Origin of the sequence: Streptomyces sp. ERV7, from assembly GCF_001653515.1 — a bacterium.
Lineage (GTDB): Bacteria > Actinomycetota > Actinomycetes > Streptomycetales > Streptomycetaceae > Streptomyces.
Genome location: NZ_LYOY01000029.1, coordinates 740,365 through 765,816, shown reverse-complemented (window position 1 = coordinate 765,816; position 25,452 = coordinate 740,365). Strand labels below are relative to the sequence as shown.

The following is a 25,452-nucleotide window of genomic DNA, read 5'->3' as shown; positions in this document are numbered from 1 at the left end:
GATCGCGCAGTTCCCCGCGCCCCTAGGCACCTTGGCCCGAGCCACATTCCCAGGGCCCGGCGGACCGACTGAGGGGCGCGGGGGAACCGCGCGACCGGCCACCCACGGTCCGCAGGTGAGCACCGGACGAACAGGGGCGCGGGGAACCGCGCGACCGGCCACTCACCGGCCCGCGGATGAACCCCGGGCCGTCACTGCCCCAGCATCCGCCGCAGCAGATCCCGCAGCACCGTCCGCTCGTCGGACGACAGCTGCGCCAGCGGTTCGCGGGCGAAGTCCAGGGAGTCGCGCAGGCGGGCCGCCGTGCGCAGGCCCTCCTCCGTGGGGGCGGCCAGCTTCACCCGGCGGTCGGCCGGGTCGGGGCGGCGCTCGACGAGGCCGCGCGCCTCCAGGCGGTCGATGATCCCCGTGACGTTCGACGGCTCGCACTTCAGCTTGCGCGCGATCTGCCGCATCGGCACCGGTTCCAGTGAGAGCAGCCCGAGCACCCGCGCCTGCGCGCCGGTGAGCGCGTGCTCGGCGGCGGCCCGCTCGTACTCCTCGTGGTAGCGCGCCACCACGGAGCCGATGAGCTCGACGACTTCGACGGTGAGGGGATCCATACGCGTGGCCATGGAACCAGCGTACCGAGTTACTTGACAATCTCAAATATCCAGGAGCATGGTTGTTTCAGTACATGAAGTAACCGGAAGTAATTTGTCGCAGGAGGACGCACCCCATGTCCGCACCGTCCGCACTCCCCGCCACCGGCCGTGAATGGCACCTCGTCGCCCGCCCGCACGGCTGGCCGGTCCCGACCGACTTCGCGCTCCGTGAGGTCCCGGTCGCCGCGCCCGCCGAGGGCCGGATCCTGGTCCGCAACCTCTTCATGTCCGTCGACCCGTACATGCGCGGTCGTATGAACGACGTGAAGTCGTACATTCCGCCGTTCCAGCTCGACAAGCCGATGGACGGCGGCGCGGTGGGCGAGGTCGTCGCCTCCAACGACGAGCGTTTCGCCGTCGGCGACCACGTGCTGCACGGGCTGGGCTGGCGCGAGTACGCCGATGTGGACGCCCGGCACGCCACCAAGGTCGACGCGAAGCTGGCCCCGCTCTCCGCGTACCTCGGCGTGCTCGGCATGACGGGTCTGACCGCCTACGCGGGCCTGTTCGACGTCGCCTCCTTCAAGGAGGGCGACGCGGTCTTCGTCTCCGGTGCGGCCGGTGCGGTCGGCAGCCAGGTCGGCCAGCTGGCCCGCCTCAAGGGCGCCTCGCGGGTGATCGGCTCGGCCGGCTCCGACGAGAAGGTGAAGTGGCTGGTGGAGGAGCTGGGCTTCGACGCCGCCTTCAACTACAAGAACGGCCCGGTCCGCGACCAGCTGCGCGCGGCCGCCCCGGACGGCATCGACGTCTACTTCGACAACGTCGGCGGCGAGCACCTGGAAGCGGCGATCTCCTCGCTGAACGTGCACGGCCGCGCCACCATCTGCGGCATGATCGCCGGCTACAACGACACCGAGCCGACGCCGGGCCCCCGCAACATGGCCATGATCATCGGCAAGCGGCTGCGCCTCCAGGGCGTCCTGGTCGGCGACCACGCGGCGCTCCAGCCGCAGTTCGTCCAGGAGGTGGCCGGCTGGATCGCCTCCGGCGAGCTCAAGTACGGCGAGACGGTCGTCGCGGGCATCGACAACGCCGCGGACGCCTTCCTCGGCATGCTCCGGGGAGAGAACACCGGAAAGATGGTCGTCTCGCTGGGCGAGTGACCTCTGCCACGCCCGTGGAACCGTGAAGACCTTATCGGATGACTTCCGCCATCCGATAAGGTCTTTCCACATCCCGGCTGTCGTGGGCGCGAGCGGCCGGGGACGAGCAGGAGGAGCACCCAGCATGTCCATCCAGCAGTCCGACGTTCTGTACACCGCCGTCGCCACCGCCGAGAACGGCCGGGACGGCCGGGTCGCCACCGACGACGGCACGCTCGACGTGGTCGTGAACCCGCCGAAGGCGATGGGTGGCAGCGGCGCGGGCACCAACCCGGAGCAGCTGTTCGCGGCCGGTTTCAGCGCCTGCTTCCAGGGCGCCCTCGGTGTGGTCGCACGCCAGGAGAACGCCGACATATCCGGCTCGACGGTCACCGCCGAGGTCGGCATCGGCAAGAACGACGACGGCTTCGGCATCATCGTGAAGATCTCCGCGGCCATCCCGAACGTGGACGCGGCCACCGCGCGCGAGCTCGTCGAGAAGGCGCACCAGGTGTGCCCGTACTCGAAGGCCACCCGCGGCAACATCACGGTGGACCTCGCGGTCGCCTGAGGGTCCGCGCGGCTGTGGGAAGGGCCGCACCCGGCGGGGTGCGGCCCTTCGCCGTGCTCCGGGGCGGGGAACTCCCGTACGGGAGGGGCGGTTACCGGCCGATAGAGTTCGGCCATGCGTGATCTCGGGGCGGGCTTCGGTTATCTGGTCAAAGGGCAGCGATGGGTCACCGGGCACGGCCGGTCCCTCGGGGTCGGGCTGCTGCCCGGGCTCGTCACCCTGGTCCTGTACGCGGCGGCGCTGACCGGCCTCGCCTACGGCGCGGACGACTTCGTCGGCTGGGCGACGCCGTTCGCCGACGACTGGTCCTCGCCGTGGCTGAGCCTGTTCCGGGGCTTCCTGACGGCGCTGGTCTTCGTGTTCGGCCTGTTCCTGGCGGTCATCACCTTCACCGCGGTGACCCTCCTGGTCGGCCAGCCCTTCTACGAGAAGCTGTCCGAGGACGTCGACCGCGCGGAGAGCGGCGGCGAGGCACCGGAGTCCGGCCTGCCGCTCTGGCGCGAGCTGTGGATCTCCGCCCGTGACTCCGTACGCGTCCTGACCCGCGTCGTCCTGTACGGGATCGTCCTCTTCGCCCTCGGCTTCCTGCCGGTGGTCGGCCAGACGGTGGTGCCCGCGATCGGCTTCTGCGTCTCCGGGTTCTTCCTCACCGAGGAGCTCACGGCGGTCGCGCTCCAGCGCCGGGGAGTGGAACTGGCGGACCGCCTCGCCCTGCTGCGTACGCGCCGCATGCTGGTCCTGGGCTTCGGCGTCCCGCTGACGCTGGCGTTCCTGGTGCCGTTCGTGGCGGTGTTCCTGATGCCCGGGGCGGTGGCGGGGGCGACGCTGATGGTGCGGGACCTGCTGGAGGAGACGGCGCCGGAGCCGGAGCCGCAGCCGTGGCCCGAGCCGGCTACGGGCGGCCCGACCGGCTGAGCTGCCCCGCGACCGCCCGGAGTTCGGTGAGGAAGGCGGCCACCGCCGGGGAGTCGGCGCGGCCGTGCGGAGTCGCCGCGTAGACCGCCCGGTGCGGCACGTCGTCCGGGTGGACCGGTACGAGCACGATGTCGGAGCGGACCGAGTCGGCGGCCAGGGCCGGCAGCAGGGTCACGCCCAGACCGGCCGCGACGAAGCCCTGCTTGGCGATCCAGTCCCGTACGACGAGCGTCGTACGCGGCCGGAACCCGGCCTCCAGGACCGGCCGCATCAGCGTGTCCTCGGGGCGGGTGCTGCCCGCCACCCACTCCTCGTCGGCGAGCTCGGCCAGCCGCAGCCGCCCACCCACGGACCCCTCCGTCGGCCCGGAGTCCCGGACCACCGGCCCCGTCCCACCCGCCGGAATCTCCGTCACCGACGTGTGGTCGTACACCGGGAACGGCCCCGTACGAGCCGCCACGATCGCCTCGTACGGCAGCGTCGTCGCCGTCCACTGCGGCTGGCTCGCCGGGTCGGAGACCGGCACGGTCTCCGTGCGCGACACGTTCTCGTTGTCCGGGAACCCGCCCCGCCACGCCCCGGTGAACCGCTCGACGTCGATCCGCCCGACCCGCCCCTGGCTCACCGTGGTGAACAGGTCGACCCGGGGCAGCACCGGCCGCAGCGTCCGCTCGACCGTGCCCGCCGCGAAGTCGCCCCAGCGGACGGGGAACATGGCCGTCTCGATCCGGGCGGGCCCGGCGGCCGTACGGATCCACGTGCCGTCCAGCGCCAGCGCCGTCGCCCCCGACGGATTGCCGATCCGGATGTCACGGTCGAGCGTGAACGGGTCGAACCCGGTGACCAGGATCCTCTTGTAGCTCGTGCCCGTGCCGTACGCGATCGAGTCCTGGCCCCGCGAACCCCGTTCGAGGAGATCGAGGAGCGCCGTCCGCCGGGAAGCGGAGAGCCCGAACCCCGGCTCCCAGCCCCGCAGTTCCCGCGTCATCCCCAGCCGCGCCCAGTACAGCGGCCGGTCGTCGCCGCGGCTCAGGTCGCCGCCCGCGTCGCCGCGCCCCTGGGCCCGGTCCACCGCCCGCCGCCACAGCGCCGCGCCCTCGCGGGTGACCAGCCGCTCGGCCTGCCGGTAGGACCGTACGCCGTCCAGCTCGCGCGCGAACCGCGCGGCCACGTCGTCGAACCCGGAGCGCCGGAGTATCTCCTGCGGCACGGCCAGGTCCAGGCGCCGCTCCTCCACCGTCGGCGGTGCCCCCGTCGCGGCCGGGGCCTGCGCCTGCGCCGGGACCGGCGCGAGCACGGCGCCGACCGTCAGAGAAGCGACCAACAGGGCGAGCCGCGCCACTCCCGTACCCCGTACACGCCGTCCACGTACCACTGGGCATCCTTCCGTCGAGGCCTGGGCGGCCAGTATCGAGAAGGAACTCCCGTGTGAACAGGGGGACTCGAAGCAACGCGAGGGATTCAGCCGTGGCCGCCCCTACGCCGGCGGCCGCGCCGCCGTCACATTGCGGTACGCGATCTCCGCCAGCCGGCCCTGACCGTCCTTGCTGGGGTGGAACCAGTCCCAGTGGCTCAGCTGGTCGTCGGTGAAGCGGTAGTCGAAGACCGCGCCGCCGTCGTAGCGGCAGTAACGGTCCTTCGCGCACACGTCCTTCAGCGCCTTGTTGTACGCCACCACCCGCCGGTACACCGCGTCGCGCCGCTCGACCGCCGCCGCCCCCAGGTCGTCCGCGTCGCTCAGCATCGACTGGCAGATGCCGAGCTTCCAGATCTGCCTGCCCAGCGCGTTGCCCCGGCCCTCGGACCACAGGCGCTTGAGGTCCGGCACGCTCGACACGTACACCTGCGTCTTGGGCAGGGTGCTGCGCAGCTGGCGCAGGGACGTCTCGAAGCCCGTCCGGAACGCGGCCACCGACGTCATGCCGTCCACCGAGTCCCGGCAGGCGTCGTTGCCGCCGACCATCACCGTGACCAGCTCGGGGCGGTGGGTCGCGGCCCGGGTCAGCTGGGCCGGGATGTCGGACATCCGGGCGCCGGTCTTCGCGTAGTTCCAGCTGCGGGCGGCCGCGGACGCGGGGCCGAGCAGCCGGGTCGCCAGCGAGCGCACCCCCGAGTCGTTGCCGGTCGCCCAGGACGCCTCGGGGCAGTCGGAGAGGACCATGCAGGCGTCGAAGCCCCGGGTGATGGAGTCGCCCACGGCCGCGATCGAGGCCGGGCGCGGGTTCCAGTGCGGGGTGGGTGTCGGTGAGGGCTTAGGTGCGGCCCCGGCGCGGTGCTCGGCCGGCGATTCCGAGCTGGTGCACCCCGCCGTGACGGCGAGCGCGAGCGCCGTCAGAGCGGCGGCCGCCGCGGTGCGGCCCCGCGCGGGGCGGCTTCGGCGCGTCGGCAACGTCCCCTGGTCCATCCCCTGGTCCCCTCCCTCGGGTGCCCCTGGCGTCCTGGCGGGTGAAAGCTTCGTGTTTCCCGGGCCCAGGACCGACCGTACGACACCTTTCTGTCTGCTCCGCGCGGTAGCTTTGGCCCGTCCAGCCAGAGGAACCACGCCAGACGGCTCCGGTAAATTACATCACGTCACATACTGTCCCCATTCAGGAGATTAACTCCCGATGCTGTTTACTGTTGAACCCCGGGGCAGAATGTCAGGTGCTGTCCTGACCGAGACCGGTAGGGGCGCGAGGCCGCTGGGGAAGGCGAACCTCGAACCGCACTGGAGGTCCCGGTGACGACACGTGGAGTTCTGTACATCCACTCCGCCCCCCGCGCGCTGTGCCCGCACGTCGAGTGGGCCGTGGCGGGGGGGCTCGGTGTGCGCGTCCAGCTCGACTGGATCCGCCATCCTGGCAGGCCGAACCCGGCACCGCCTCCAAACTCGCGTCCGCCCTGCGCGGATGGCAGATGCTGCGGTTCGAGGTCACGGCGGAGCCGTGCGCCAAGGCCGAGGGCGAGCGCTACAGCGCCACGCCCGACCTGGGCATCTTCCACGCGGTCACCGGCATCCACGGCGACATCCTGATCCCCGAGGACCGGCTGCGGGCCGCGCTGGCCCGCTCGGTGCGCGGCGAGACCGATCTGGAGGCGGAGATCGCCCGTCTCCTCGGCAAGCCCTGGGACGACGAGCTGGAGCCGTTCCGGTACGCGGGCGAGGGCGCGCCCGTCCGCTGGCTGCACCAGGTCGTCTGACCCACCCCGTCCGACACGCCGCCAGACGTAGCGGAAAGGGCCCCCACCGCTCGGTGGGGGCCCTTCCGGTTACGTATACGCGTCTCAGACGGAGCGGAACGCCAGCACGACGTTGTGGCCGCCGAACCCGAACGAGTTGTTGATCGCGGCGATCGACCCGGACGGCAGCGCGCGCGGCTCGCCGCGCACGATGTCGGCCTCGACCTCGTCGTCGAGCTCGTCGACGTTGATGGTCGGGGGCGCGACCCGGTGGTGCAGCGCCAGGACCGTCGCGACGGTCTCGATGCCGCCGGCGCCGCCGAGCAGATGCCCGGTCATGGACTTGGTCGCGGAGACCGCGATGTGGTCCATGTCGTCGCCGAGGACCTTGCGCAGCGCCTTGATCTCGGCGACGTCGCCCTGCGGGGTGGACGTCGCGTGCGCGTTGAGGTGGACGACCTCGGACGGCTTGAGGTCCGTGGAGTCCAGCAGGTTCTGCAGGGCCGCCGCGACACCCCGGCCGGTCGGCTCGGGCTGCGCGATGTGGTGGCTGTCGGCCGACAGGCCCTGGCCGAGCACCTCGCAGTAGACCCGGGCGCCGCGCTTGGCGGCGTGCTCGGCCGACTCCAGGACGACGACACCGGCGCCCTCGCCGAGGACGAAGCCGTCCCGGGCCTTGTCGTACGGGCGCGAGGCCTGCTGGGGGTTCTCGTTGTTCTTGGACATCGCCATCATGTTGGCGAACGCCGCCACCGGCAGCGGGTGGATGGCCGCCTCGGTACCGCCGGCGACGACGACGTCGGCGCGGCCGGTGCGGATCATCTCCACGGCGTAGCCGATCGCCTCGGCGCCCGACGCACAGGCGGAGACGGGGGTGTGGACGCCCGCGCGGGCGTTCACCTCAAGACCGACGTTGGCCGAGGGGGAGTTCGGCATCAGCATCGGGACGGTGTGCGGGGAGACGCGGCGTACGCCCTTCTCCTTCAGCACGTCGTACTGGTCGAGCAGGGTGGTCACACCGCCGATGCCGGAGGCGATGACCGTGCCGAGCCGCTCGGGGGCGATCGGCTGGTCCTCACCGGCGGGGGCGGTGTAGCCCGCGTCGGCCCACGCCTCCCTGGCCGCGATCAGCGCGAACTGCGCCGAGCGGTCCAGCTTGCGGGCGAGCGGGCGGGGCAGTACCTCGCCCGGGTCGACGGCGGCGGTGGCGGCGATGCGGACCGGGAGGTCGGCGAAGCGCTCGTCCTCCAGGGGCCGGACGCCGGAACGGCCCGCCAGCAGACCTTCCCAGGTCGAGGCGGAGTCGCCACCCAGCGGTGTGGTTGCGCCGATACCGGTGACGACCACGGTGCGATTGGTCGAGCTCACAGGAAATTTCTCCACGGTGTAAGGGGGGATCAGCGGCGCCACCGCCGGGTGGCGGCAGTCACGCGGAACTGAGTCCGGGACCGAGTCGGACGACTCAGTCCTGGTGCTTCAGGATGTAGCTCGCGGCGTCGCCGACGGTCTTCAGGTTCTTGACGTCGTCGTCCGGGATCTTGACGTCGAAGCGCTCTTCGGCGGCGACGACGACCTCGACCATGGACAGCGAGTCGACGTCCAGGTCGTCCGTGAAGGACTTGTCCAGCTGGACGTCCTCGACGGGGATGCCGGCGATCTCGTTGACGATCTCGGCGAGACCGTCGACGATCTCCTTCTCAGTGGCGGCCATGTGGCGCTCCTTCGGTGTTTTTACGGGTTTATGGGCATCCGGAAGATCCGGTGTGCCTAGGGGAGGGTAACGACCGTCGCGGCGTAGACGAGACCCGCCCCGAAGCCGATGACGAGCGCGGTGTCACCGCTCTTCGCCTGTCCGGTCGCCAGGAGCCGCTCCATCGCGAGCGGGATCGAGGCGGCCGAGGTGTTGCCGGTGGTCTCCACGTCACGGGCGACCGTGACGTGCTCCGGCAGCTTGAGAGTCTTCACCATCGAGTCGATGATCCGCATGTTGGCCTGGTGCGGAATGAAGACGTCCAGGTCGTCCGCGCTGATTCCGGCCGCGTCCAGCGCCTGCTGGGCGACCTTCGCCATCTCGAACACGGCCCAGCGGAACACCGCCTGGCCCTCCTGCGTGATCGCAGGGAACTTGCCCGCGGAGTCGTACTCGGTCCACGGCACGGTCTGCTTGATGGTCTCGGACTTGTCGCCCTCGGAGCCCCAGACGGTACGGGCGATGCCCGGCTCGTCCGCGGGGCCGACCACGACCGCGCCCGCGCCGTCACCGAACAGGAAGGCCGTCGCGCGGTCCTCCAGGTCGGTCAGGTCGCTGAGCCGCTCGACACCGATGACCAGCACGTACTCCGCCGAACCATCGACGATCATGCCCTTGGCGAGGGTCAGGCCGTAGCCGAAGCCCGCACAGCCCGCGGAGATGTCGAACGCGGCCGGCTTGACCGCGCCGATCTTGTCCGCGATCTCGGTGGCGACGGCCGGGGTCTGCTTGAAGTGCGAGACCGTGGAGACGATCACACCGCCGATCTGCTCGGGGGTGAGACCGGCGTCCGCGATGGCCTTGCCCGCGGCCTCCACCGACATCGCCGTCACGGTCTCCTCGTCGGAGGCCCAGTGCCGGGTGGAGATGCCGGAGCGGGAGCGGATCCACTCGTCGGACGAGTCGATCTTCTCCAGGATGACCTCGTTGGGGACCACCCGGGTCGGCCGGTAGCCGCCGACGCCCATGATCCGGGCGAACTGCGCGCCCTTGCTGGGCTTGATCTTCGACATGCTGCTACGGCTCCTTATCCGGCAGTGTGCTCGGCGACGAGCGCGCGGGCCGCTTCGAGGTCGTCCGGGGACTTCAGGGCGACGGTCTTCACGCCGGGCAGCGCACGCTTGGCCAGGCCGGTCAGGGTGCCGCCGGGGCACACCTCGATCAGCGCGGTGGCGCCCAGTTCCTGGAACCTCTCCATGCAGAGGTCCCAGCGGACGGGGTTCGAAACCTGGTTGACCAGGCGGGCGACGATCTCGGCGCCGGTGGCGACGGTGGCACCGTCCGCGTTCGAGACGTACGTGATCTTCGGGTCGGAGATGTCGAGCGAGCCCGCGGCCTCGCGCAGCTCCTCGACCGCGGGGGCCATGTGGTGCGTGTGGAACGCGCCGGCCACCTTCAGCGGGACGACCCGGCGCACGCCCTCGGGCTTGTCCGCCTCCAGGGCTGCCAGCTGCTCCAGGGTGCCGGCGGCCACGACCTGGCCCGCGCCGTTCACATTGGCCGGGGTGATGCCGAGCTTCTCCAGGTGCGGGAAGACGACCTCGGGCTCGCCGCCGAGCAGTGCGGACATACCGGTCTCGGTGATGGCCGCGGCCCGGGCCATGCCCAGGCCCCGCTTGCGGACGAAGCCGAGCGCGGCCTCCTCGGAGAGCACACCCGCGTACGCGGTGGCCGTGATCTCGCCGACACTGTGGCCCGCCACCGCGCCGGGGGTGATGTCACCCAGTGCCGCGGCGGAGAGCAGACCCGCGGCGACCAGCAGGGGCTGGGCCACCGAGGTGTCGCGGATGGCGTCCGCGTCGGCCTGCGTGCCGTAGTGGACGAGGTCGAGCCCGATGGCGTCGGACCACACGGCGAGCCGGTCGGCGGCGCCGGGGAGGTCGAGCCAGGGAGTCAGGAAGCCGGGCGTCTGAGCGCCTTGGCCGGGAGCGACGAGTACGAGCACTCTCACACTCTCTCTTGTGGACGGCCCTGCTCGCCCGTGGGGACAGGGACGAAGAACCGTCGGGGGAATTGTGGGTGTCCGACAAAAGTCTAGGACTGTGGATCTCCGTCGGCCAGACGCCCCAGGATCAGGGCGATCCTGAGCGTGAAGGCGGAACGTACATCGGAGGGCGACCAGCCGGTGACGTCGGTCACACGTCGTAGCCGGTAGCGCACGGTGTTGGGGTGGACGAAGAGCATCCGGGCCGCGCCCTCCAGGCTGCTCGCCTGTTCCAGATAGACGCTCAGGGTCTCCAGGAGCGCCGAGCCCGCCTCCTCCAGCGGTCTGTAGATCTCCTCCACCAGCTGGTCGCGCGCGGCCGGATCGGAGGCGATCGCGCGCTCCGGCAGGAGATCGTCCGCCAGAACGGGCCGGGGGGCGTCCTGCCAGGCCGAGCACGCCTTGAGTCCGGCGGCGGCGGCCTGCGCGGAGCGGGTGGCCGCCAGCAGGTCGGGGACGACCGGGCCGGCCACCACGGGACCGGCCGCGTACGGCCCGATCAGGGCCTTCGCGACGTGGAGCGGGTTGTCGCTGCCGCCCGCGATGACGACCAGGCGGTCGCCGAGCACACCGGTGAGGACCTGGAGCTTGGCGTGCCGGGCGGCCCGCCGGATGGCTTCCACGGTGAGCTCGCTGTCGCCGTCGGGGGCGGTGCCGAGCACCACGCAGACGTGCTCGGGAGAGTTCCAGCCGAGCGCGGCGGCGCGCGAGACGGCGCCTTCGTCGGCCTCCCCGGACAGGACCGCGTTCACGACGAGCGACTCAAGCCGGGCGTCCCAGGCACCGCGTGCCTCGGCGGCCTGGGCGTACACCTGGGCGGTGGCGAAGGCGATCTCGCGCGCGTAGACGAGCAGGGCCTCGCGCAGGATCGACTCGTCGCCGGGCGCGGCCACCTCCTCGATCGCCACCTCCATGACCTCGATGGTGGTGCGCACCATCTCGACGGTCTGGCGCAGGGTGATCGCCCGGGTCAGCTCGCGCGGAGCGGTCCCGAAGACGTCCGTGGAGATCGCCTGCGGGGTGTCCGGGTGCCGGAACCACTCGGTGAAGGCCGCGATACCGGCCTGGGCGACCAGACCGATCCAGGACCGGTTCTCCGGCGGCATCGCCCGGTACCACGGCAGCGTCTCGTCCATGCGGGCGATGGCGTTCGCGGCGAGCCGGCCGGAGGACTGCTCAAGGCGCTTGAGGGTCGCGGCGTGCGGATGGGCGGCGTTCGGCGGCGGCGGCGATTCGGGTTCGGACACGGGGACAAGACTGCCTTATCAGGACGGGTACGTGCCCTGCCGGGGGTTCGGGGGGCGTTCGAGCGCCGCCCGGCGGGGCTACCGTGGATCCCGTGATTTCCGTGAGGCGCGCCGACGAGCGCTACCGGGGCGGCGACGCGGCGGCCGGCATCGAGTCCCTGCACGCGTTGTCCTTCGGCCGTTTCTACGACCCGGACAACCTGCGCTTCGGCCCGGTACTGGCCTGCAACGAGGAGCGTCTCGCCCCCGGCGCGGGCTTCGACGAGCACCCGCACAGCCACACCGAGATCGTGACCTGGGTGGTGGAGGGCGAGCTCACCCACCGCGACTCGACGGGCCACGCCACGGTCGTACGGGCGGGGGACGTCCAGCACCTCAGTTCGGCCGGCGGGGTGCGGCACGAGGAGCGCAACGACGGCACGGCCCCGCTGGTCTTCGTCCAGATGTGGCTGGCCCCCAAGGAGCCCGGCGGCACCCCGTCGTACGAGATCGTCCGGGGCATAGCCGACTCGACGCCGTACGCGGTGCTGGCGGCGGGGGCGATGCTGTACGTACGCCGACTCGCGCCGGGCGAGCGGACGGCGGTACCGGACGCGCCGGGGGTGTACGTGCACGTGGTGCGGGGCGAGGTCGACCTGGGCGCCGCGTGGCTGGGCCCCGGCGACTCGGCCCGGGCCACGGACGAACTCGACCTGGACGTGATCGCCCGCACCGGGGCGGAGCTGCTGTTCTGGGAGCTGAACGAGGTGTAGCGGCATTGCGCCTGCGGCCCGTGGGTGGCTGGCCGCGCCCTTTTCGGCCCGGTCTTTGTCTGCGGGCCGGTGGGTGGTTGCTCGCGCAGTTCCCCGCGCCCCTGAAGGCCTGTGGCTGAGCTGGGTTCTCCGGCTGCGACGGACCCCCTGAGGGGCGCGGGGAACTGCGCGACCAGCCCCCACCGGCCCGCAGGTGAAGTCCGGGCGCGACCAGCCCCCACCGGCCCGCAGGTGAAGTCCGGGCAAAGGCCTGCTACCCCAGTTCCGCCCGCACCGCGTCCGTGAACGCGGGCCACGCCTCGACCGCCCACGGCCCGAACGCCCGGTCCGTCAGGGCCACGCACGCGGCCGAGGCGTCCGGGTCGATCCACAGGAACGTCCCGGACTGCCCGAAGTGGCCGAAGGTCCGGGGCGAGGACGAAGCCCCCGTCCAGTGGGGGGACTTCGAGGACCGGATCTCGAACCCCAGCCCCCAGTCGTTGGGGTTCTGGTGCCCGTACCCCGGCAGCACCCCCTTCGTCCCCGGGAACTGCACCGTCATCGCCTCCGCGACCGTCATCGGATGCAGCAGCTGCGGCGCCTGCACCTCCGCCGCGAACCGCACCAGGTCCTCGACGGTCGAGACACCGTCCTTCGCGGGCGAGCCGTCCAGCGACGTCGACGTCATCCCCAGCGGTTCGAGCACGGCCTGGCGCAGATACTCCGCGAACGGGATGTCCGTCGCCTTGGCGATGTGGTCGCCCAGGACCTCGAACCCGGCGTTGGAGTACAGCCGCCGCTCGCCCGGCGCCCCCATCACCCGGTGCTCGTCGAACGCGAGCCCCGAGGTGTGCGCGAGCAGATGGCGTACGGTCGAGCCCTGCGGCCCGGCGGGCTCGTCCAGCTCGACGGCGCCCTCCTCGTGCGCGACGAGCGCGGCGTACGCGGCGAGCGGCTTGGTGACGGAGGCGAGCGGGAAGCGCTGCCCGGTCGGGCCGTGCGTCCCGACGACGGTGCCGTCCGCACGGACGGCGGCGGCCGCCGCGTGCGGCACGGGCCAGTTCTCGATCAGCGCCAGGCTCTTCATGCGTACGAGCCTAAACGGTCCTCCAGGGACGGCCGCACGGAAATCCGCTTGCTTGGAGTGCACTCCAACCTTCTAGGTTGGTGGCCATGACGGTGATCGAGAGCATCCCTGTGAAGATCGAGAGCGCCGGTGTGGAGTCGGCGGTCGTGAACCTTTGCAAGGTCCGCCCGCCCCACCCGCGCCCCGAGGGCCAGGACCGCTACACGATCAGCGAGGTCTCCGCCCTGAGCGGGCTCACCGCGCACACCCTGCGCTGGTACGAGCGGATCGGTCTGATGCCGCACGTGGACCGCTCGCACACCGGGCAGCGGCGCTTCACCAACAAGGACCTCGACTGGCTGGCCTTCGTCGGCAAGCTCCGGCTGACCGGGATGCCGGTCGCGGACATGGTCCGCTACGCCGAGCTGGTCCGTGAGGGCGCGCACACCTTCGACGCGCGGCAGGAGCTCCTGGAGCAGACCCGGCGCGACGTCCTGACGCGCATGGCGGAGCTCCAGGACACGCTCGCCGTCCTCGACCACAAGATCAACTTCTATGCGGACGCCCGGCGGGTGCCGGAGACCGCCTGACCGGCTCACGCGAGCCCCAGCGCGAACGCCTCGAAGCGGCGGGCGAAGCGCGCGATCAGTACCAGCAGTCCCGCGAACACCGGCATCCAGGCGAGCCGTTCGGCGATCCGGACGAGAGTGTCGGGCGAGGTGGTCAGGCCCGGCACCCGTCCCAGGAGCGCGCCCGGTACGGCCGCACCCGACTGCGCCGCCGCGAGCGCGAGGACGAGCAGCGGCGGCGGATGCGAGTCGGTACGGGCCTCGGCGGCCGTCGCGAGGCGGGCGAGCGGCCCGGGCATCACACCTCACCCGTCGCGATCGCGGCGAACTGGCGCAGGGAGGCGGTGCCGGGGGCGAAGTAGCCGGTGTGTCCCCGCGCGTCGGAGGCGTCCACGTGCCGCGCCCCGAAGCCGTCACCGGCCGGGTCCTCCCCGTGCCCAAGGCCAAGGAACCGCACGTGGGGTACGTACGAGATCCAGTCCGAGGGGTCCTTGGCGGCCCACACCCGGGCGTGGGTGCCCAGGTCGGCGGCGGTGTCGGCGTGCATGCCGGGGGAGCCGAGCACGACGATGTCGGAGGCGACGACTCGGGGGGCGGCGAGGCCGCACACGACCGAGCCGTAGCTGTGGCAGAACAGCGCCGGGTCCGGCAGGCCCGCGGCCGCCAGGCCCTCGGTGAACCGGGCGAGCCGGGGCGCGCCCGCCTTGGCCAGGTCCTCGGTGGCCGCGTCGACGCCGAGGCCGACGGGGGTGGTGTAGCCGGTCCAGGCGACCACGGCGCTGCGGCCCCCGGTCGCGGCCCGCAGCGAGGAGGCCATCCCGGCCGGGGTGCCGTAAGGATCGTTGCCGCGGTCGAAGTTGCCCGCGTCGATGTCCGACCCCGGTACCACCACGGACACGTGATCGGCCCGCTCCAGGTCCCCGTACACCTCGGCCACCTGCCCGCGTCCGCGCGGGTCGAAGGCGAGCACCTGGTGTCCGGGCCCGGCGAGCCGGTCGTAGCGGGGGTCGTGCGCGGCGGCGAGGGCGAGCCGGTTGGCCCGGTAGCGCAGGGCGACCGGGGCGCCGTCCAGGTTGCCCACGGTCAACGGGTGGCGCCGCACCAGGTCCTGGCACTGCCGCGGGCTCAACCCGGCGAAGAACAGCGCCACTTCGCGCGGCGAGGCGGCGGCCGGGTCGGGCAGCGGCCGCCCGAGCGCGGTGTCGGCCACCCAGGCGGCCGCTCCCGGCGGCGGCCCCACCACGGCCTGCTGACTGCCCGCCGAGGCCCATCCGGCGGTCCCCGCGACGACCGTCACGGTCAGCGCGGCGGCGACCAGGGTCCTCCTGAAGCGGCGCATGACGTGGCCCTGCCTTTCCTCGCTGTGGTGTGGCGTTGCGAGGAGGAAGGTAGGAAGACGGTGGGCCCGAGGGCGTCACACCGGGGTGCCAAGTCCGGGGTAGTACTGGGGTAGGGGGTGTACGAGAGGCCTGTGAGGCACCGAAAGGGCCCCGGGCCGAAGCCGGCCGGATCCGCCGGGCAGGCCCTACCCGTTCCCGGGAGCCACCAGCCCCGACTCGTACGCGAAGATCACCGCCTGGGCCCGGTCGCGCAGCTCCAGCTTGGCCAGGACCTTGCCGATGTGGGTCTTCACGGTCTGCTCCGCGAGGACGAGCCGGGCCGCGATCTCCTGGTTGGACAGGCCCCGGGCGATGAGTTCGAGCACCTCCGTCTCGCGCGGGGTGAGCCCGTTCAGGCGCAGGGTCGGACCCTTGCGGACCGCCGGGCGCTGCTTGGCGAAGTCCGCGATCAGACGGCGCGTCACCGAGGGCGCGAGCAGCGCCTCGCCGGCCGCCACCACCCGTACCGCCGCGATCAGATCCGCCGGCGGCGCGTCCTTCAGCAGGAACCCGGACGCCCCGGCCCGCAGCGCCTCGTACACGTAGTCGTCGACGTCGAAGGTCGTGAGCATCAGGACCTTCGGGCGGTGGACCACGCCCGGCGGCGGGTCGAGCAGCTCCCGCGCCGCCGCGAGCCCGTCCATCTCCGGCATCCGCACATCCATCAGCACCACGTCGGGATGCGCGCCGCGGGAGACCTCGATGCCCTGCCTGCCGTCGGGCGCCTCGCCCACCACGTCGATGTCCGGCTGCGCGGAGAGCAGCGCGGCGAACCCCGCCCGCACCATGGCCTGGTCGTCGACGATGATCACGCGAATGGTCAACGGGTGTCCTCGGAGCTGTCGGAGAGGGGGGCGGCGGAGTCCGGCGGGTCCAGCGGGAGCCGGGCCGCGACCCGGAAGCCGCCGTCCGGCAGCGGACCGGTGTCCAGCGTTCCGCCGGTCAACCGTACGCGCTCGCGCATCCCGACGAGCCCGTGCCCCGTCCCGGTCGTCTCCAGGGCCGAACGGGGCTCGGCGGCGGGCCCGTTGACGACCACCACCAGCAGATGCGTACCGTCCGAGGTGACCGAGACGCGCGTCGGCGCGCCCGGCGCGTGCCGGACCACGTTCGCCAGCGCCTCCTGCACGATCCGGTACGCCGAGAGGTCCACGGCGGGCGGCAGCGCGGGCAGTTCCGCCGACAGCGCCGACTCGGCGGGCACCCCGGCCCGTACCGTCGCCTCGACCAGCTGCTGCACCCGGTCGACGCCCGGCTGCGGGGCCCGCTCGCCCTCGCTGCCGTCGCTGCGCAGCACCGAGAGCAGCCGCCGCATCTCGCTCAGCGACTCGCGCGCGCTCGCCGCGATCGTGGAGAACTCCTCCCGCGCCTCGGCGGGCAGCCCCTGGATGCGGTAGGGCGCGGAGTCGGCCTGCACGGTGATCACCGACATATGGTGGGCGACCACGTCGTGCAGCTCGCGGGCGATCCGGGCGCGCTCCTCCAGCAGGGTCCGCTGGGCGTGCTCCGCCTCGCTGATCGCCTCCTGCTCGGCGAGCAGCCGCTCGGCCTCGCCCCGGCCGCGCAGCGCGCCGGTGAGCAGCAGGGTCACCCCGCTGAGCACGAACATCAGGACGTGGATGTTGGTCGCGGAGGTCGCGTACAGCGGTTTCATCGCCGTCAGCGCCACCCCGGCGGCGCCGGTCACCAGCCAGACCGTGAGGAGCGTACGGGGCTTGGCGCGCAGCCCCAGGCACGCCATCAGCACCACATAGCCGACGATCACCATCGGCGGCCACGGCCAGGGCCGCCCCTGCATGCCGTGGGTGCCCGACAGCACCACCGCACCCACCACGTCGGCGGTGAACACGATCCACCAGGCCTGGACGGGCCGGGCGACGGCGAGCAGCAGCGGCGCGGTCTGCGCCACCGCGAGCGCCCCAGCCCAGCCGCCGGGTGCCTTGTAGTCGTGCATCAGCACGGTGACGGTGATCGGGAGCAGCGTCACGACGAAGCAGAGGACGACGGCGTACGGCGCCGTCCGCTGCCACCGTCTGGGCGCGCGGCCGAACAGCGGCTCGGCGGGTCCGCCGAGGGAGCGGAGACTGGTACTCATGGAGTGATCAGCCTAGGGCCTGTCGTCGAGGGGGCTCCGGTGGGAGCCCCCTCGGCTCACAGCTCCGCCAGCAGCTCCGCTTTCTTCGCGCTGAATTCCGCGTCCGTCACCAGCCCGGCCCGGTGGAGTTCACCCAGGTGCCGGATCCTTTCGGCGATGTCCGCGGGGTCGCGCCGCCCGGGGGCCGCGTGACCCACCGGGACCGGGGCGCCGACCGTGCCCCGGATCGCCTGGAGGACCGCCGCCGCGAACGGCAGCGACTCGTGGACCGGCCCGTACCCGAGGCCGAAGACGACTGCCGCCGGGTCCTGGTCGGCCTGTGGCGCGGTGGCCTCGGCGTCCCGTCTGAGCAGCCGCAGATGGCCGTCGAAGACCTCCGGCGAACGCCACTCGACCCCGCACAGCGACGCCAGCGCGAAGGTCTGGTCGCCCGCCTTCCACTTCGCCGAGGAGGCGCCCGTCCAGAACCAGCGGAACGACACCTGGCGGCCGTCGAAGGAGGCCTTCCCGTCGTACGCCTTGAAGCTCTGCGGCAGCTCCGGCGCGGCCACCACATAGCGCTCCGAGGGCTCGGCCGCGTCCGGGCCGAGCAGCGCGCGCAGCTCGTCCGCGTAGTACTCGGCGAGCGTCTCGCGCTCCGCGGGCAGCACCAGGCGGTACGGGTCGCACCCGTCCTTCAGCTGTCCCGCCGCAGCCTCCATCAGTGGATCGGCGCCGGGTCTCGGCACCGCGTGCAGCACCACAGTGCCGCGCTTGCCCGGGGTCAGCGTCACCGACTCCAACGCTTCGTGGGGGATGCGCCGTTCGCGCAGCGCCGTGAACAGCTTCGGCGTGCGGATCCCCCGTTCGAAGCGGATGAGTACGGAGTCGGGCTCGAACTCCCAGGTGGCATGAATTCCGGCCAGCACATCACCCATGCGCCTCATCGTAGGCGGCGCACGCCCGCGCGTCCCCCCTCGGCGCCCGCCGCAATGTCATACGTGTGCAGGCGAAGGCGCCGATTTCTACGCGCGTCAGGCCGCGTCCGCGCCGGAAATACCGCGCTGGCAGGCCGAATTGTCTTTGAGACAGCTGACCGACTCGTACGAACCGACGCCTATCGCGGCGAAGTTGGCCAGACTCTGGGTGCCCGGCTCGAAATAGCCCGCGTGGCCCACGGCGCCGGCCGCCGAGAGCACCCGCGCGCCGAAACCGGAGGACACCGGGTCCGCGCCGTGGCCAAGCCCCGCGACAGCCAGGTGCGGTACGTCCTCGATCCAGTCGTCGCGGTCCCGCATCGCCCACACCCGGGCGGAGGTGCCCAGGTGGGAGGCGCTCTGGGTACGCATGCCGGGGCTGCCCGCGACCGCTATGTCGACCACCCGGGGCGGCAGCCGGTGCGCGGCGACGCCGCACAGCACCGAGCCGTAGCTGTGGCAGAACAGGGAGACCGGCGCGTTCCCCGGCAGGGCGCGGACGAGGTGGTCGAGCCGGACCGCCCCCTCCTCGGCGAGGCGGCCGATCGCGGAGTCGATGCCGAGCCCGGACGGGGTGGTGTAGTCGGCCCAGGCAATCACCGCGGTGCGGGTGCGGGGACCTGCCGCGCGCTCCGCCGCGTACAGCGACTGCGCCATGCCCACCGGGGCCGAGTACTTGCGTGAGGTTCTCTCGAACGTCATGACGTTGGTGTCGACGCCCGGGACGATCATCGAGACGCGCTCGGCGTGTTCGAGGTCGCCGAAGACCTCGGCGACATGGCCGCTGTCCCACGGGTCGAAGGCGAGGATCTGCCGGTCGCCGTCGAGCAGCGACTCGTACCGGTGCATCCGGCGGCCCGCGGTCTGGCGGCCGTCGGGGGTGAGCCGGCTGTCGTGCATCCGGGCGCGCTCGGTGTCGCGCGCCTCGACGAGGGCGAGGCGGTTCGCCTCGTAGCGCAGCGGGACCGGGGCGCCGTTCAGGTTGCCGACGACCAGCGGGTAGCGGCGGACCAGATCGGTGCGCTCGGTGGCCGTCAGGGAGGCGAAGAAGCGGGCGAGCCGGCGCGGCGAGGCGTCCGGGGCCGGGAGCTTCTCGCCGTCGAGGGTGCCCCGCGCCCAGGCGGCGAGGGCGACGGCGCGCGGCTCGCTCGACCCCTGGTGGCCGCGGACCGCGGTCCAGCCCGAGGTCGCGAGCATCACGAACACGACGGCGAGCGCGAGCAGCGCGCGCCAGACGTTGAGTGTGGGGGAGGAGTCGAAGGAAGTCACTGCGGTACAGAGTAGGAGGCCCGGAAGGCCCACTGGGGTGACAGTGACTCAGATCACGTTTGAACAGGTCGTGGAGGGTGGGGAGGTATCACCGACCGCGCGCGCGGGCGCACGCTCCGTGCGGCGCGCGCTCCTGATGATCACGTACGCCGGTTACTTGATCGCATGCGCCGATTGCCTGCTGGCGCCGGGTCCGGAGGGTCGGGAGAGGCCTCGGCCGGACGGCGCGGAGTGTCCACGCCCGATGCCCTCGCCGCGTCCCTGCGGCCCGTCCGCGACTCTCGTCACACCGGTGAGGACGGCCACCGCGACACGCGGACGCGGATCGCTGTCCGCGACCTGCCCCTCGCGCTCGGCGATCAGCCGGGCGGCCGCGTGGCCGCGCGGCCACGGAGCGCGAGGGGCTTTCACCTGTCCGGGTGAACCCGGGCCGGACGGAAACCCGGCGTGATCGTGGGGCGTTCTGTGATCAACGAGGCCGAGACGACCGAGGCCGACGACACGGGGGTCCACCGACGATGCGTACGACAACGACAACGACAACGACAACGACAACGGCAACGACGACGGCAACGACGACGGCAACGACGACGAGCGCGAGCGTTTCCGCGCGTGTCACGACCGCCGCGGCGTTCCTCGCCGCCACCGCCTTCCTGCTGCCCGCTCCGGCCCACGCGGCCCCGCCGCGCCTCGGTGCCTGCGCACCCGGCGAGCTGTGCCTCTGGAAGCAGCCGGACTTCAAGGGCACCCGGCAGGCGTACGACCTGCGGACCGTCGAGATCGAGAGCTGTACGGCGTTACCGCCCGGCACGGACGCCGTGTCCCTAGCCAACCGGACGGGCCGCCCGGTGACGGCGTACCAGTCCGAGGAGTGCGCGGAGACGGCCGAGTTCGCCACCTATCCGGGCGGCGGGGCCTGGGTGCCCCAAAGCCCTTACCGGGTGCGGGCGTTCAAGGTCTGGGAGAGCTGAGGGGCGGTGAGCGCCCTCTCAGGCCAGGGGCGCGCCCCGGGTGCGCTGCCCGCAGGCGCACTCCGCCGCGTCCCCGAGGGCCGCCACCTGCCCGCGCAGCGACCGCACCTCCTGGGTGAGCGCCTCCAGGAGCGCGGTCTGGCGCCGCTCCTCCTCGCCGTCGCGCTCGAAGCGGGAGATGAACCAGGCCGCGATGTTCGCCGTCACCACACCGAGCAGGGCGATGCCGGACAGCATCAGGCCCACCGCGATCAGCCGCCCGAGCCCGGTGGTCGGCGCGTGGTCGCCGTAGCCGACGGTGGTCATCGTGGTGAACGACCACCACACCGCGTCGCCCAGCGTCTTGATGTTCCCGGCCGGGGCGCCCCGCTCCACCTCCAGGACGGCCAGCGAGCCGAACATCAGCAGCCCGACGACCGCCCCGCCGACGTAGACGGTCAGCTGTATCTGGGGGGCCATCCGCGCCCGCCGCCCCACCAGGGCGAGCGTGGAGACGACCCGCAGCAGCCGCAGCGGCTGGATCAGCGGGAGGACGACCGCGAGCAGGTCGAGCCAGTGGGTGCGGACGAACAGCAGCCGCTTGCCGGACAGGGCGAGCCGCACCAGGTAGTCACAGGCGAACGCACCCCACACCACCCACTCCACGCCGACACACACATCCTGCACCCCGGTCCCCGCCCCGGGATGGACGACGGGCACGGTGTACGCGAGGGCGAAGGCGATGGCCAGCGCGAGCAGCGGCCACTGGGTCCGCCGCTCCCACCGGGTCTGCGCGGGAAGTTGCTTCATGTGCGCATAGTAAAAGCGGGCCGGTCGTGGCCCGGCGCGCTACCGAGCGCCCCCGAAGGGGCGCGGGGATCTGCGCGACCAGCCCACGACGGCCCGCACGTGCCTACCGCACGGCCGGCGCAGCGTTACGCGTCGCCGCCCGCGGCGCCCGGGTCCGCCGCCGTGACGTCCAGCAGCTGGTACCGGTCGACGGCCTGCTTCAGGACCGAGCGGTCCACCTTGCCGTCCCGGGCGAGCTCGGTGAGCACCGCCAGGACGATCGACTGGGCGTCGATGTGGAAGTGGCGCCGCGCCGCGCCCCGGGTGTCGGCGAAGCCGAACCCGTCGGCGCCCAGCGAGGTGTAGCGGCCGGGCACCCAGCGAGAGATCTGGTCCGGCACGGCGCGCATCCAGTCCGAGACCGCGACGAACGGGCCCTCGGCGCCGGACAGCTTGCGCGTGACGTACGGGACGCGCTGCTCCTCCTCCGGGTGGAGCAGATTGTGCTCCTCGACCTCGACGGCGTCGCGCCGCAGCTCGTTCCAGGAGGTCGCGGACCAGACGTCGGCCCGGACGTTCCACTCATCGGCGAGGATCCGCTGGGCCTCCAGGGCCCACGGGACGGCCACGCCGGACGCCATGATCTGCGCCGGAATGGTGCCCGCACTGCCCCGGGCGTAGCGGTGGATGCCCTTGAGGATGCCCTCGACGTCGGCGTCCGCCGGCTCGGCCGGGTGCTGGATCGGCTCGTTGTAGACGGTCAGGTAGTAGAAGACGTCCTCGCCCGGCTGCCCGTCGGCGGTCTCGCCGTACATCCGGCGCAGACCGTCCTGGACGATGTGCGCGATCTCGTACCCGAACGCCGGGTCGTAGGCGACACAGCCCGGGTTGGTCGAGGCGAGCAGATGCGAGTGGCCGTCGGCGTGCTGGAGACCCTCACCGGTCAGCGTGGTGCGCCCGGCGGTCGCGCCCAGGACGAAACCGCGCGAGAGCTGGTCGGCCATCTGCCAGAACTGGTCGCCGGTGCGCTGGAAACCGAACATCGAGTAGAAGACGTAGACCGGGATCAGCGGCTCGCCGTGCGTGGCGTACGCCGAGCCCGCGGCGATCAGCGAGGCCGTGCAGCCCGCCTCGGAGATGCCGTCGTGCAGCATCTGACCGGTCGGGGACTCCTTGTAGGCGAGCAGCAGATCGCGGTCGACCGCCTCGTACTGCTGGCCGAGCGGGTTGTAGATCTTCGCACTCGGGAAGAACGCGTCCATGCCGAAGGTGCGGTACTCGTCCGGGGCGATCAGCACGAACCGCTTGCCGATCTCCTTGTCCCGCATGAGGTCCTTCAGGATGCGGACGAACGCCATGGTGGTGGCGATCGACTGCGCTCCCGAGCCCTTCTTCGCGGCCGCGTACGTCTTGTCCTCGGGCAGCGGCAGCGGCTTCGCGCGCACCACACGGGTCGGCACATAGCCGCCGAGACCCTTGCGGCGGTCGTGCATGTACTGGATCTCTTCGGAGTTGCGGCCCGGGTGGTAGTACGGCGGGGCGCCGGCCTCCAGCTGGGCGTCCGTGATCGGGATGTGCAGCCGGTCGCGGAAGCGCTTGAGGTCCTCGACCGTCAGCTTCTTCATCTGGTGGGTCGCGTTGCGGCCCTCGAAGTTCGGGCCGAGCGTCCAGCCCTTGACGGTCTGCGCCAGGATCACGGTCGGCTGGCCCTTGTGCGCCTTGGCCGCCGCGTAGGCCGCGTACACCTTCTTGTGGTCGTGACCGCCGCGGCCCAGGTGCTGGATCTGCTGGTCGGTCATGTTCTCGACCATGGCGCGCAGCCGGTGGTCGCCGCCGAAGAAGTGGTCGCGGATGTAGCCGCCGGTCTCCGTGGCGTACGTCTGGAACTGGCCGTCCGGCGTGGTGTTCAGCTTGTTGACCAGGATGCCGTCGCGGTCCTGGGCGAGCAGCGGGTCCCAGGAGCGGTCCCAGACCAGCTTGATGACGTTCCAGCCGGCGCCGCGGAACTGCGACTCCAGCTCCTGGATGACCTTGCCGTTGCCGCGCACCGGGCCGTCGAGGCGCTGGAGGTTGCAGTTGACGACGAAGGTCAGGTTGTCCAGGTTCTCGCGGGCGGCGATGGACAGCTGGCCGAGCGACTCCGGCTCGTCCATCTCGCCGTCGCCGAGGTAGGCCCACACATGCGAGTCGGAGGTGTCGGCGATGCCGCGCGCCTCCATGTAGCGGTTCATCCGGGCCTGGTAGATCGCGCCGAGCGGGCCGAGGCCCATCGAGACGGTCGGGAACTCCCAGAAGTCCGGCATCAGCCGCGGGTGCGGGTACGAGGACAGTCCGTACGGCGCCTTGGACTTCTCCTGGCGGAAGGCGTCGAGCTGCTGCTCGCTGAGCCGGTCCAGGAGGTAGGCGCGGGCGTAGATACCGGGGGAGGCGTGCCCCTGGAAGAAGATCTGGTCGCCGCCCTTGCCGTCGTCCTTGCCCCGGAAGAAGTGGTTGAAGCCCACGTCGTAGAGGGAGGCGGAGGAGGCGAAGGTGGCGATGTGGCCGCCGACCCCGATGCCCGGGCGCTGGGCGCGCGAGACCATGACCGCGGCGTTCCAGCGGGTCGCGTTGAGGACCTTGCGCTCGATCTCCTCGTTGCCGGGGAAGAACGGTTCGTCCTTGGTGGCGATCGTGTTGACGTAGTCCGTGCTGCGCATCTCGGGCACGGCCACGCGCTTCTCGCGGGCGCGCTCGATGAGGCGGAGCATCAGATAGCGGGCGCGCTCACGCCCCCGCTCGTCCACCGCCGCGTCCAGGGAGGCGAGCCACTCCTCGGTCTCCTCCGGATCGAAGTCCGGGACCTGGCTGGGAAGGCCGCCAATGATGATCGGGTTGCGATCGGATCCGGAAGCCACGCTGTTCCTTCACTGTCGGGGGCGTGCGGGGTTGTGCGCCGCATCCCATCGTGGCCCGCGAGGAGGCAAACGTCATCTCTACCGAGGGGTAACGGGGTCTGCGGCCGCCCAAATCGCAACCTTACGCCCAAGCCGTGCGCGTGTTCCCCAAAGGGGCGCGTCACCCCGATTGGCGTACGCACGGAGCAGAAGCGTGCAAACTATCTGCAAGGGTGTGGGATGAATCACCACCGGGCCCGGGTTCGCCCCTGACTGGGGGCACACTGCACCCCAAAGGGCGGGTTCGGGGGCCTGGTACTTGCGCGATTCGTCCCGCCCGTGTGGACTACGCCCAAGCCTCGCGCGTGCGTGGGGCCGTATTACTTACCGAATCAAGATCAGGAGGCAAGCCGTGAGCGCGACCGCGGACCACGCGGAGGAGCGGACCAACCCGGCTGCAAGGCTGGGGTTCGAGCCCGGACAGGTGGTCCAGGAGATCGGCTACGACGACGACGTCGACCAGGATCTCCGTGAAGGCATCGAGTCCATCATTGGCCAGGAACTCGTGGACGAGGACTACGACGACGTCGCCGACGTCGTGCTGCTGTGGTTCCGCGACGAGGACGGCGACCTCACGGACGCCCTGGTCGATGCCATCGGCCTCCTGGAGGACGGCGGCGTCATCTGGCTGCTGGCTCCCAAGACCGGCCGGGACGGATACATCGAGCCCAGCGACATGAGCGACGCCGCGCAGACCGCCGGTCTCTCGCAGACCAAGAGCATCAGCGTCGGAAAGGACTGGACGGGCAGCCGTCTCGTCGCGCCCAAGCGCTGATCCTCCGCTTCTCTGGGCCCCCGCCGGCGTACGCCGGCGGGGGCCCTTGCGTAGGGTGGGGCCCACCAGGACGGTCCACGGCGGCTTTCCGCCCGGGCCCACAGAAGGGATGGCGTTTCCATGGCGATCGAGGTCGGCACCAAGGCCCCGGACTTCGAGCTCAAGGACAACCACGGCCGGACCGTGAAGCTCTCGGACTTCCGCGGCGAGAAGAACGTGGTGCTGCTCTTCTACCCGTTCGCCTTCACCGGCGTCTGCACGGGCGAGCTGTGCGCGCTGCGCGACAACCTGCCGCAGTTCACCGACCGCGACACCCAGCTGCTCGCCGTCTCCAACGACTCCATCCACACCCTGCGCGTCTTCGCCGAGCAGGAGGGCCTGGAGTACCCGCTGCTCTCGGACTTCTGGCCGCACGGCGAGGTCTCGCGCGCGTACGGGGTCTTCGACGAGGAGAAGGGCTGCGCGGTGCGCGGCACCTTCGTCATCGACAAGGACGGCGTGGTCCGCTGGACCGTCGAGAACGGTCTGCCGGACGCCCGGGACCTGAATGACTATGTCAAGGCGCTCGACACCCTGTGATCCATCGGT

24 protein-coding genes and 2 pseudogenes are annotated in these 25,452 nt (G+C 71.8%); 9 read left to right on the top strand and 17 right to left on the bottom strand.

What is annotated here, in order from left to right:
* Nucleotides 1-191 precede the first annotated feature (191 nt).
* Nucleotides 192-614: a MarR family winged helix-turn-helix transcriptional regulator gene (locus A8W25_RS09790; protein WP_067158658.1), complete on the bottom strand. Its 423-nt coding sequence runs from the start codon at nucleotides 612-614 to the stop codon at nucleotides 192-194.
* A gap of 104 nt (nucleotides 615-718) precedes the next feature.
* Between A8W25_RS09790 and A8W25_RS09785 the strand changes: the two genes are divergently transcribed.
* The 3 genes from A8W25_RS09785 (at nucleotide 719) to A8W25_RS09775 (ending at nucleotide 3,212) form a co-directional block, all read left to right on the top strand.
* The gene (locus A8W25_RS09785; RefSeq protein WP_067158656.1) at nucleotides 719-1,747 is read left to right on the top strand and encodes an NADP-dependent oxidoreductase; all 1,029 of its coding nucleotides are present in this window, start codon (nucleotides 719-721) and stop codon (nucleotides 1,745-1,747) included.
* A gap of 124 nt (nucleotides 1,748-1,871) precedes the next feature.
* The gene (locus A8W25_RS09780; RefSeq protein WP_067158654.1) at nucleotides 1,872-2,297 is read left to right on the top strand and encodes an organic hydroperoxide resistance protein; all 426 of its coding nucleotides are present in this window, start codon (nucleotides 1,872-1,874) and stop codon (nucleotides 2,295-2,297) included.
* Nucleotides 2,298-2,411: 114 nt separating this feature from the next.
* The gene (locus tag A8W25_RS09775; protein WP_067158652.1) at nucleotides 2,412-3,212 is read left to right on the top strand and encodes an EI24 domain-containing protein; all 801 of its coding nucleotides are present in this window, start codon (nucleotides 2,412-2,414) and stop codon (nucleotides 3,210-3,212) included.
* On the opposite strand, the gene A8W25_RS09770 is transcribed toward A8W25_RS09775, so the two are convergent.
* Entirely contained in the window at nucleotides 3,190-4,587 is a 1,398-nt protein-coding gene (locus A8W25_RS09770) for a LysR substrate-binding domain-containing protein (protein WP_079125929.1), read from the bottom strand. The two genes, A8W25_RS09775 and A8W25_RS09770, sit on opposite strands and share 23 nt — an antisense overlap.
* 102 nt (nucleotides 4,588-4,689) lie before the next feature.
* Nucleotides 4,690-5,616, bottom strand: a complete 927-nt coding sequence (locus A8W25_RS09765) for an SGNH/GDSL hydrolase family protein (RefSeq protein WP_067158650.1) — start codon at nucleotides 5,614-5,616, stop codon at nucleotides 4,690-4,692.
* Nucleotides 5,617-5,931: 315 nt separating this feature from the next.
* On the opposite strand from A8W25_RS09765, the pseudogene A8W25_RS09760 reads away from it, so the two are divergent.
* Nucleotides 5,932-6,392: pseudogene (locus A8W25_RS09760) on the top strand (DUF3145 domain-containing protein).
* 84 nt (nucleotides 6,393-6,476) lie between these two features.
* On the opposite strand, the gene fabF reads toward A8W25_RS09760, so the two are convergent.
* From fabF to A8W25_RS09735, 5 genes are all read right to left on the bottom strand, one after another.
* On the bottom strand, nucleotides 6,477-7,739 hold the full coding sequence (gene fabF, locus A8W25_RS09755) for a beta-ketoacyl-ACP synthase II (RefSeq protein WP_067158648.1): 1,263 nt from the start codon (nucleotides 7,737-7,739) through the stop codon (nucleotides 6,477-6,479).
* 94 nt (nucleotides 7,740-7,833) lie between these two features.
* Entirely contained in the window at nucleotides 7,834-8,082 is a 249-nt protein-coding gene (locus A8W25_RS09750; protein ID WP_067158646.1) for an acyl carrier protein, read from the bottom strand.
* 56 nt (nucleotides 8,083-8,138) lie between these two features.
* The gene (locus A8W25_RS09745; protein ID WP_067158644.1) at nucleotides 8,139-9,134 is read right to left on the bottom strand and encodes a ketoacyl-ACP synthase III; all 996 of its coding nucleotides are present in this window, start codon (nucleotides 9,132-9,134) and stop codon (nucleotides 8,139-8,141) included.
* A gap of 14 nt (nucleotides 9,135-9,148) precedes the next feature.
* Nucleotides 9,149-10,066: an ACP S-malonyltransferase gene (locus A8W25_RS09740; protein ID WP_067158643.1), complete on the bottom strand. Its 918-nt coding sequence runs from the start codon at nucleotides 10,064-10,066 to the stop codon at nucleotides 9,149-9,151.
* A gap of 89 nt (nucleotides 10,067-10,155) precedes the next feature.
* Nucleotides 10,156-11,352, bottom strand: coding sequence for a PucR family transcriptional regulator (locus A8W25_RS09735; protein WP_067158641.1), 1,197 nt, complete (start codon nucleotides 11,350-11,352; stop codon nucleotides 10,156-10,158).
* A gap of 92 nt (nucleotides 11,353-11,444) precedes the next feature.
* Here A8W25_RS09735 and A8W25_RS09730 point away from each other — a divergent pair, with 92 nt between their 5' ends.
* On the top strand, nucleotides 11,445-12,104 hold the full coding sequence (locus tag A8W25_RS09730) for a pirin family protein (RefSeq protein WP_199831713.1): 660 nt from the start codon (nucleotides 11,445-11,447) through the stop codon (nucleotides 12,102-12,104).
* Nucleotides 12,105-12,357: 253 nt separating this feature from the next.
* Here the strand turns inward: A8W25_RS09730 and A8W25_RS09725 are convergent, their stop codons facing one another.
* Entirely contained in the window at nucleotides 12,358-13,170 is an 813-nt protein-coding gene (locus A8W25_RS09725; protein ID WP_067158639.1) for a serine hydrolase domain-containing protein, read from the bottom strand.
* 86 nt (nucleotides 13,171-13,256) lie between these two features.
* On the opposite strand from A8W25_RS09725, the gene A8W25_RS09720 reads away from it, so the two are divergent.
* A complete protein-coding gene (locus A8W25_RS09720; RefSeq protein WP_067158637.1) occupies nucleotides 13,257-13,739 on the top strand; it encodes a MerR family transcriptional regulator in 483 nt (160 codons plus the stop codon).
* Between the two features lie 5 nt (nucleotides 13,740-13,744).
* Here A8W25_RS09720 and A8W25_RS09715 read toward each other — a convergent pair.
* The 6 genes and pseudogenes from A8W25_RS09715 to A8W25_RS09690 form a co-directional block, all read right to left on the bottom strand.
* Nucleotides 13,745-14,008, bottom strand: a pseudogene (locus A8W25_RS09715) (acyltransferase); the annotation flags it as partial.
* Between the two features lie 8 nt (nucleotides 14,009-14,016).
* On the bottom strand, nucleotides 14,017-15,057 hold the full coding sequence (locus A8W25_RS09710) for an alpha/beta hydrolase (protein WP_067158633.1): 1,041 nt from the start codon (nucleotides 15,055-15,057) through the stop codon (nucleotides 14,017-14,019).
* Between the two features lie 186 nt (nucleotides 15,058-15,243).
* Entirely contained in the window at nucleotides 15,244-15,921 is a 678-nt protein-coding gene (locus A8W25_RS09705; RefSeq protein WP_067158632.1) for a response regulator, read from the bottom strand.
* Nucleotides 15,918-17,192, bottom strand: coding sequence for a sensor histidine kinase (locus tag A8W25_RS09700; protein ID WP_067158630.1), 1,275 nt, complete (start codon nucleotides 17,190-17,192; stop codon nucleotides 15,918-15,920). Before A8W25_RS09700 ends, A8W25_RS09705 begins: the two co-directional genes overlap by 4 nt.
* Before the next feature lie 56 nt (nucleotides 17,193-17,248).
* Entirely contained in the window at nucleotides 17,249-18,109 is an 861-nt protein-coding gene (locus A8W25_RS09695) for a DUF4429 domain-containing protein (RefSeq protein WP_067158628.1), read from the bottom strand.
* Between the two features lie 96 nt (nucleotides 18,110-18,205).
* The gene (locus A8W25_RS09690; protein WP_067158626.1) at nucleotides 18,206-19,417 is read right to left on the bottom strand and encodes an alpha/beta hydrolase; all 1,212 of its coding nucleotides are present in this window, start codon (nucleotides 19,415-19,417) and stop codon (nucleotides 18,206-18,208) included.
* 518 nt (nucleotides 19,418-19,935) lie between these two features.
* On the opposite strand from A8W25_RS09690, the gene A8W25_RS09680 reads away from it, so the two are divergent.
* Nucleotides 19,936-20,388 (top strand): peptidase inhibitor family I36 protein, encoded by a 453-nt coding sequence (locus tag A8W25_RS09680; protein ID WP_079125928.1) that lies wholly within the window; start codon nucleotides 19,936-19,938, stop codon nucleotides 20,386-20,388.
* Between the two features lie 18 nt (nucleotides 20,389-20,406).
* Here A8W25_RS09680 and A8W25_RS09675 read toward each other — a convergent pair whose 3' ends face one another.
* Both A8W25_RS09675 and aceE read right to left on the bottom strand, forming a co-directional pair.
* Nucleotides 20,407-21,177, bottom strand: coding sequence for a potassium channel family protein (locus A8W25_RS09675; RefSeq protein ID WP_067158622.1), 771 nt, complete (start codon nucleotides 21,175-21,177; stop codon nucleotides 20,407-20,409).
* Between the two features lie 125 nt (nucleotides 21,178-21,302).
* Nucleotides 21,303-24,050 carry a pyruvate dehydrogenase (acetyl-transferring), homodimeric type gene (gene aceE, locus A8W25_RS09670; protein ID WP_067158620.1) on the bottom strand — a complete coding sequence of 916 codons (2,748 nt, stop codon included), beginning with the start codon at nucleotides 24,048-24,050 and terminating at the stop codon, nucleotides 21,303-21,305.
* 391 nt (nucleotides 24,051-24,441) lie between these two features.
* On the opposite strand from aceE, the gene A8W25_RS09665 reads away from it, so the two are divergent.
* Nucleotides 24,442-24,864 (top strand): DUF3052 domain-containing protein, encoded by a 423-nt coding sequence (locus A8W25_RS09665; protein ID WP_067158618.1) that lies wholly within the window; start codon nucleotides 24,442-24,444, stop codon nucleotides 24,862-24,864.
* Between the two features lie 120 nt (nucleotides 24,865-24,984).
* Nucleotides 24,985-25,443 (top strand): peroxiredoxin, encoded by a 459-nt coding sequence (locus A8W25_RS09660; RefSeq protein ID WP_067158615.1) that lies wholly within the window; start codon nucleotides 24,985-24,987, stop codon nucleotides 25,441-25,443.
* Nucleotides 25,444-25,452: the final 9 nt, after the last annotated feature.

Excerpts from the sequence above, each read along its gene's own strand:
- A8W25_RS09790 (WP_067158658.1), bottom strand. The coding sequence starts at position 614 with ATGGCCACGCGTATGGATCCCCTCACCGTCGAAGTCGTCGAGCTCATC.
- A8W25_RS09785 (WP_067158656.1), top strand. The coding sequence starts at position 719 with ATGTCCGCACCGTCCGCACTCCCCGCCACCGGCCGTGAATGGCACCTC.
- A8W25_RS09780 (WP_067158654.1), top strand. The coding sequence starts at position 1,872 with ATGTCCATCCAGCAGTCCGACGTTCTGTACACCGCCGTCGCCACCGCC.
- A8W25_RS09775 (WP_067158652.1), top strand. The coding sequence starts at position 2,412 with ATGCGTGATCTCGGGGCGGGCTTCGGTTATCTGGTCAAAGGGCAGCGA.
- A8W25_RS09765 (WP_067158650.1), bottom strand. The coding sequence starts at position 5,616 with ATGGACCAGGGGACGTTGCCGACGCGCCGAAGCCGCCCCGCGCGGGGC.
- A8W25_RS09750 (WP_067158646.1), bottom strand. The coding sequence starts at position 8,082 with ATGGCCGCCACTGAGAAGGAGATCGTCGACGGTCTCGCCGAGATCGTC.
- A8W25_RS09745 (WP_067158644.1), bottom strand. The coding sequence starts at position 9,134 with ATGTCGAAGATCAAGCCCAGCAAGGGCGCGCAGTTCGCCCGGATCATG.
- A8W25_RS09725 (WP_067158639.1), bottom strand. The coding sequence starts at position 13,170 with ATGAAGAGCCTGGCGCTGATCGAGAACTGGCCCGTGCCGCACGCGGCG.
- A8W25_RS09720 (WP_067158637.1), top strand. The coding sequence starts at position 13,257 with ATGACGGTGATCGAGAGCATCCCTGTGAAGATCGAGAGCGCCGGTGTG.
- A8W25_RS09710 (WP_067158633.1), bottom strand. The coding sequence starts at position 15,057 with ATGCGCCGCTTCAGGAGGACCCTGGTCGCCGCCGCGCTGACCGTGACG.
- A8W25_RS09700 (WP_067158630.1), bottom strand. The coding sequence starts at position 17,192 with ATGAGTACCAGTCTCCGCTCCCTCGGCGGACCCGCCGAGCCGCTGTTC.
- A8W25_RS09695 (WP_067158628.1), bottom strand. The coding sequence starts at position 18,109 with ATGGGTGATGTGCTGGCCGGAATTCATGCCACCTGGGAGTTCGAGCCC.
- A8W25_RS09680 (WP_079125928.1), top strand. The coding sequence starts at position 19,936 with ATGCGTACGACAACGACAACGACAACGACAACGACAACGGCAACGACG.
- A8W25_RS09675 (WP_067158622.1), bottom strand. The coding sequence starts at position 21,177 with ATGAAGCAACTTCCCGCGCAGACCCGGTGGGAGCGGCGGACCCAGTGG.
- A8W25_RS09660 (WP_067158615.1), top strand. The coding sequence starts at position 24,985 with ATGGCGATCGAGGTCGGCACCAAGGCCCCGGACTTCGAGCTCAAGGAC.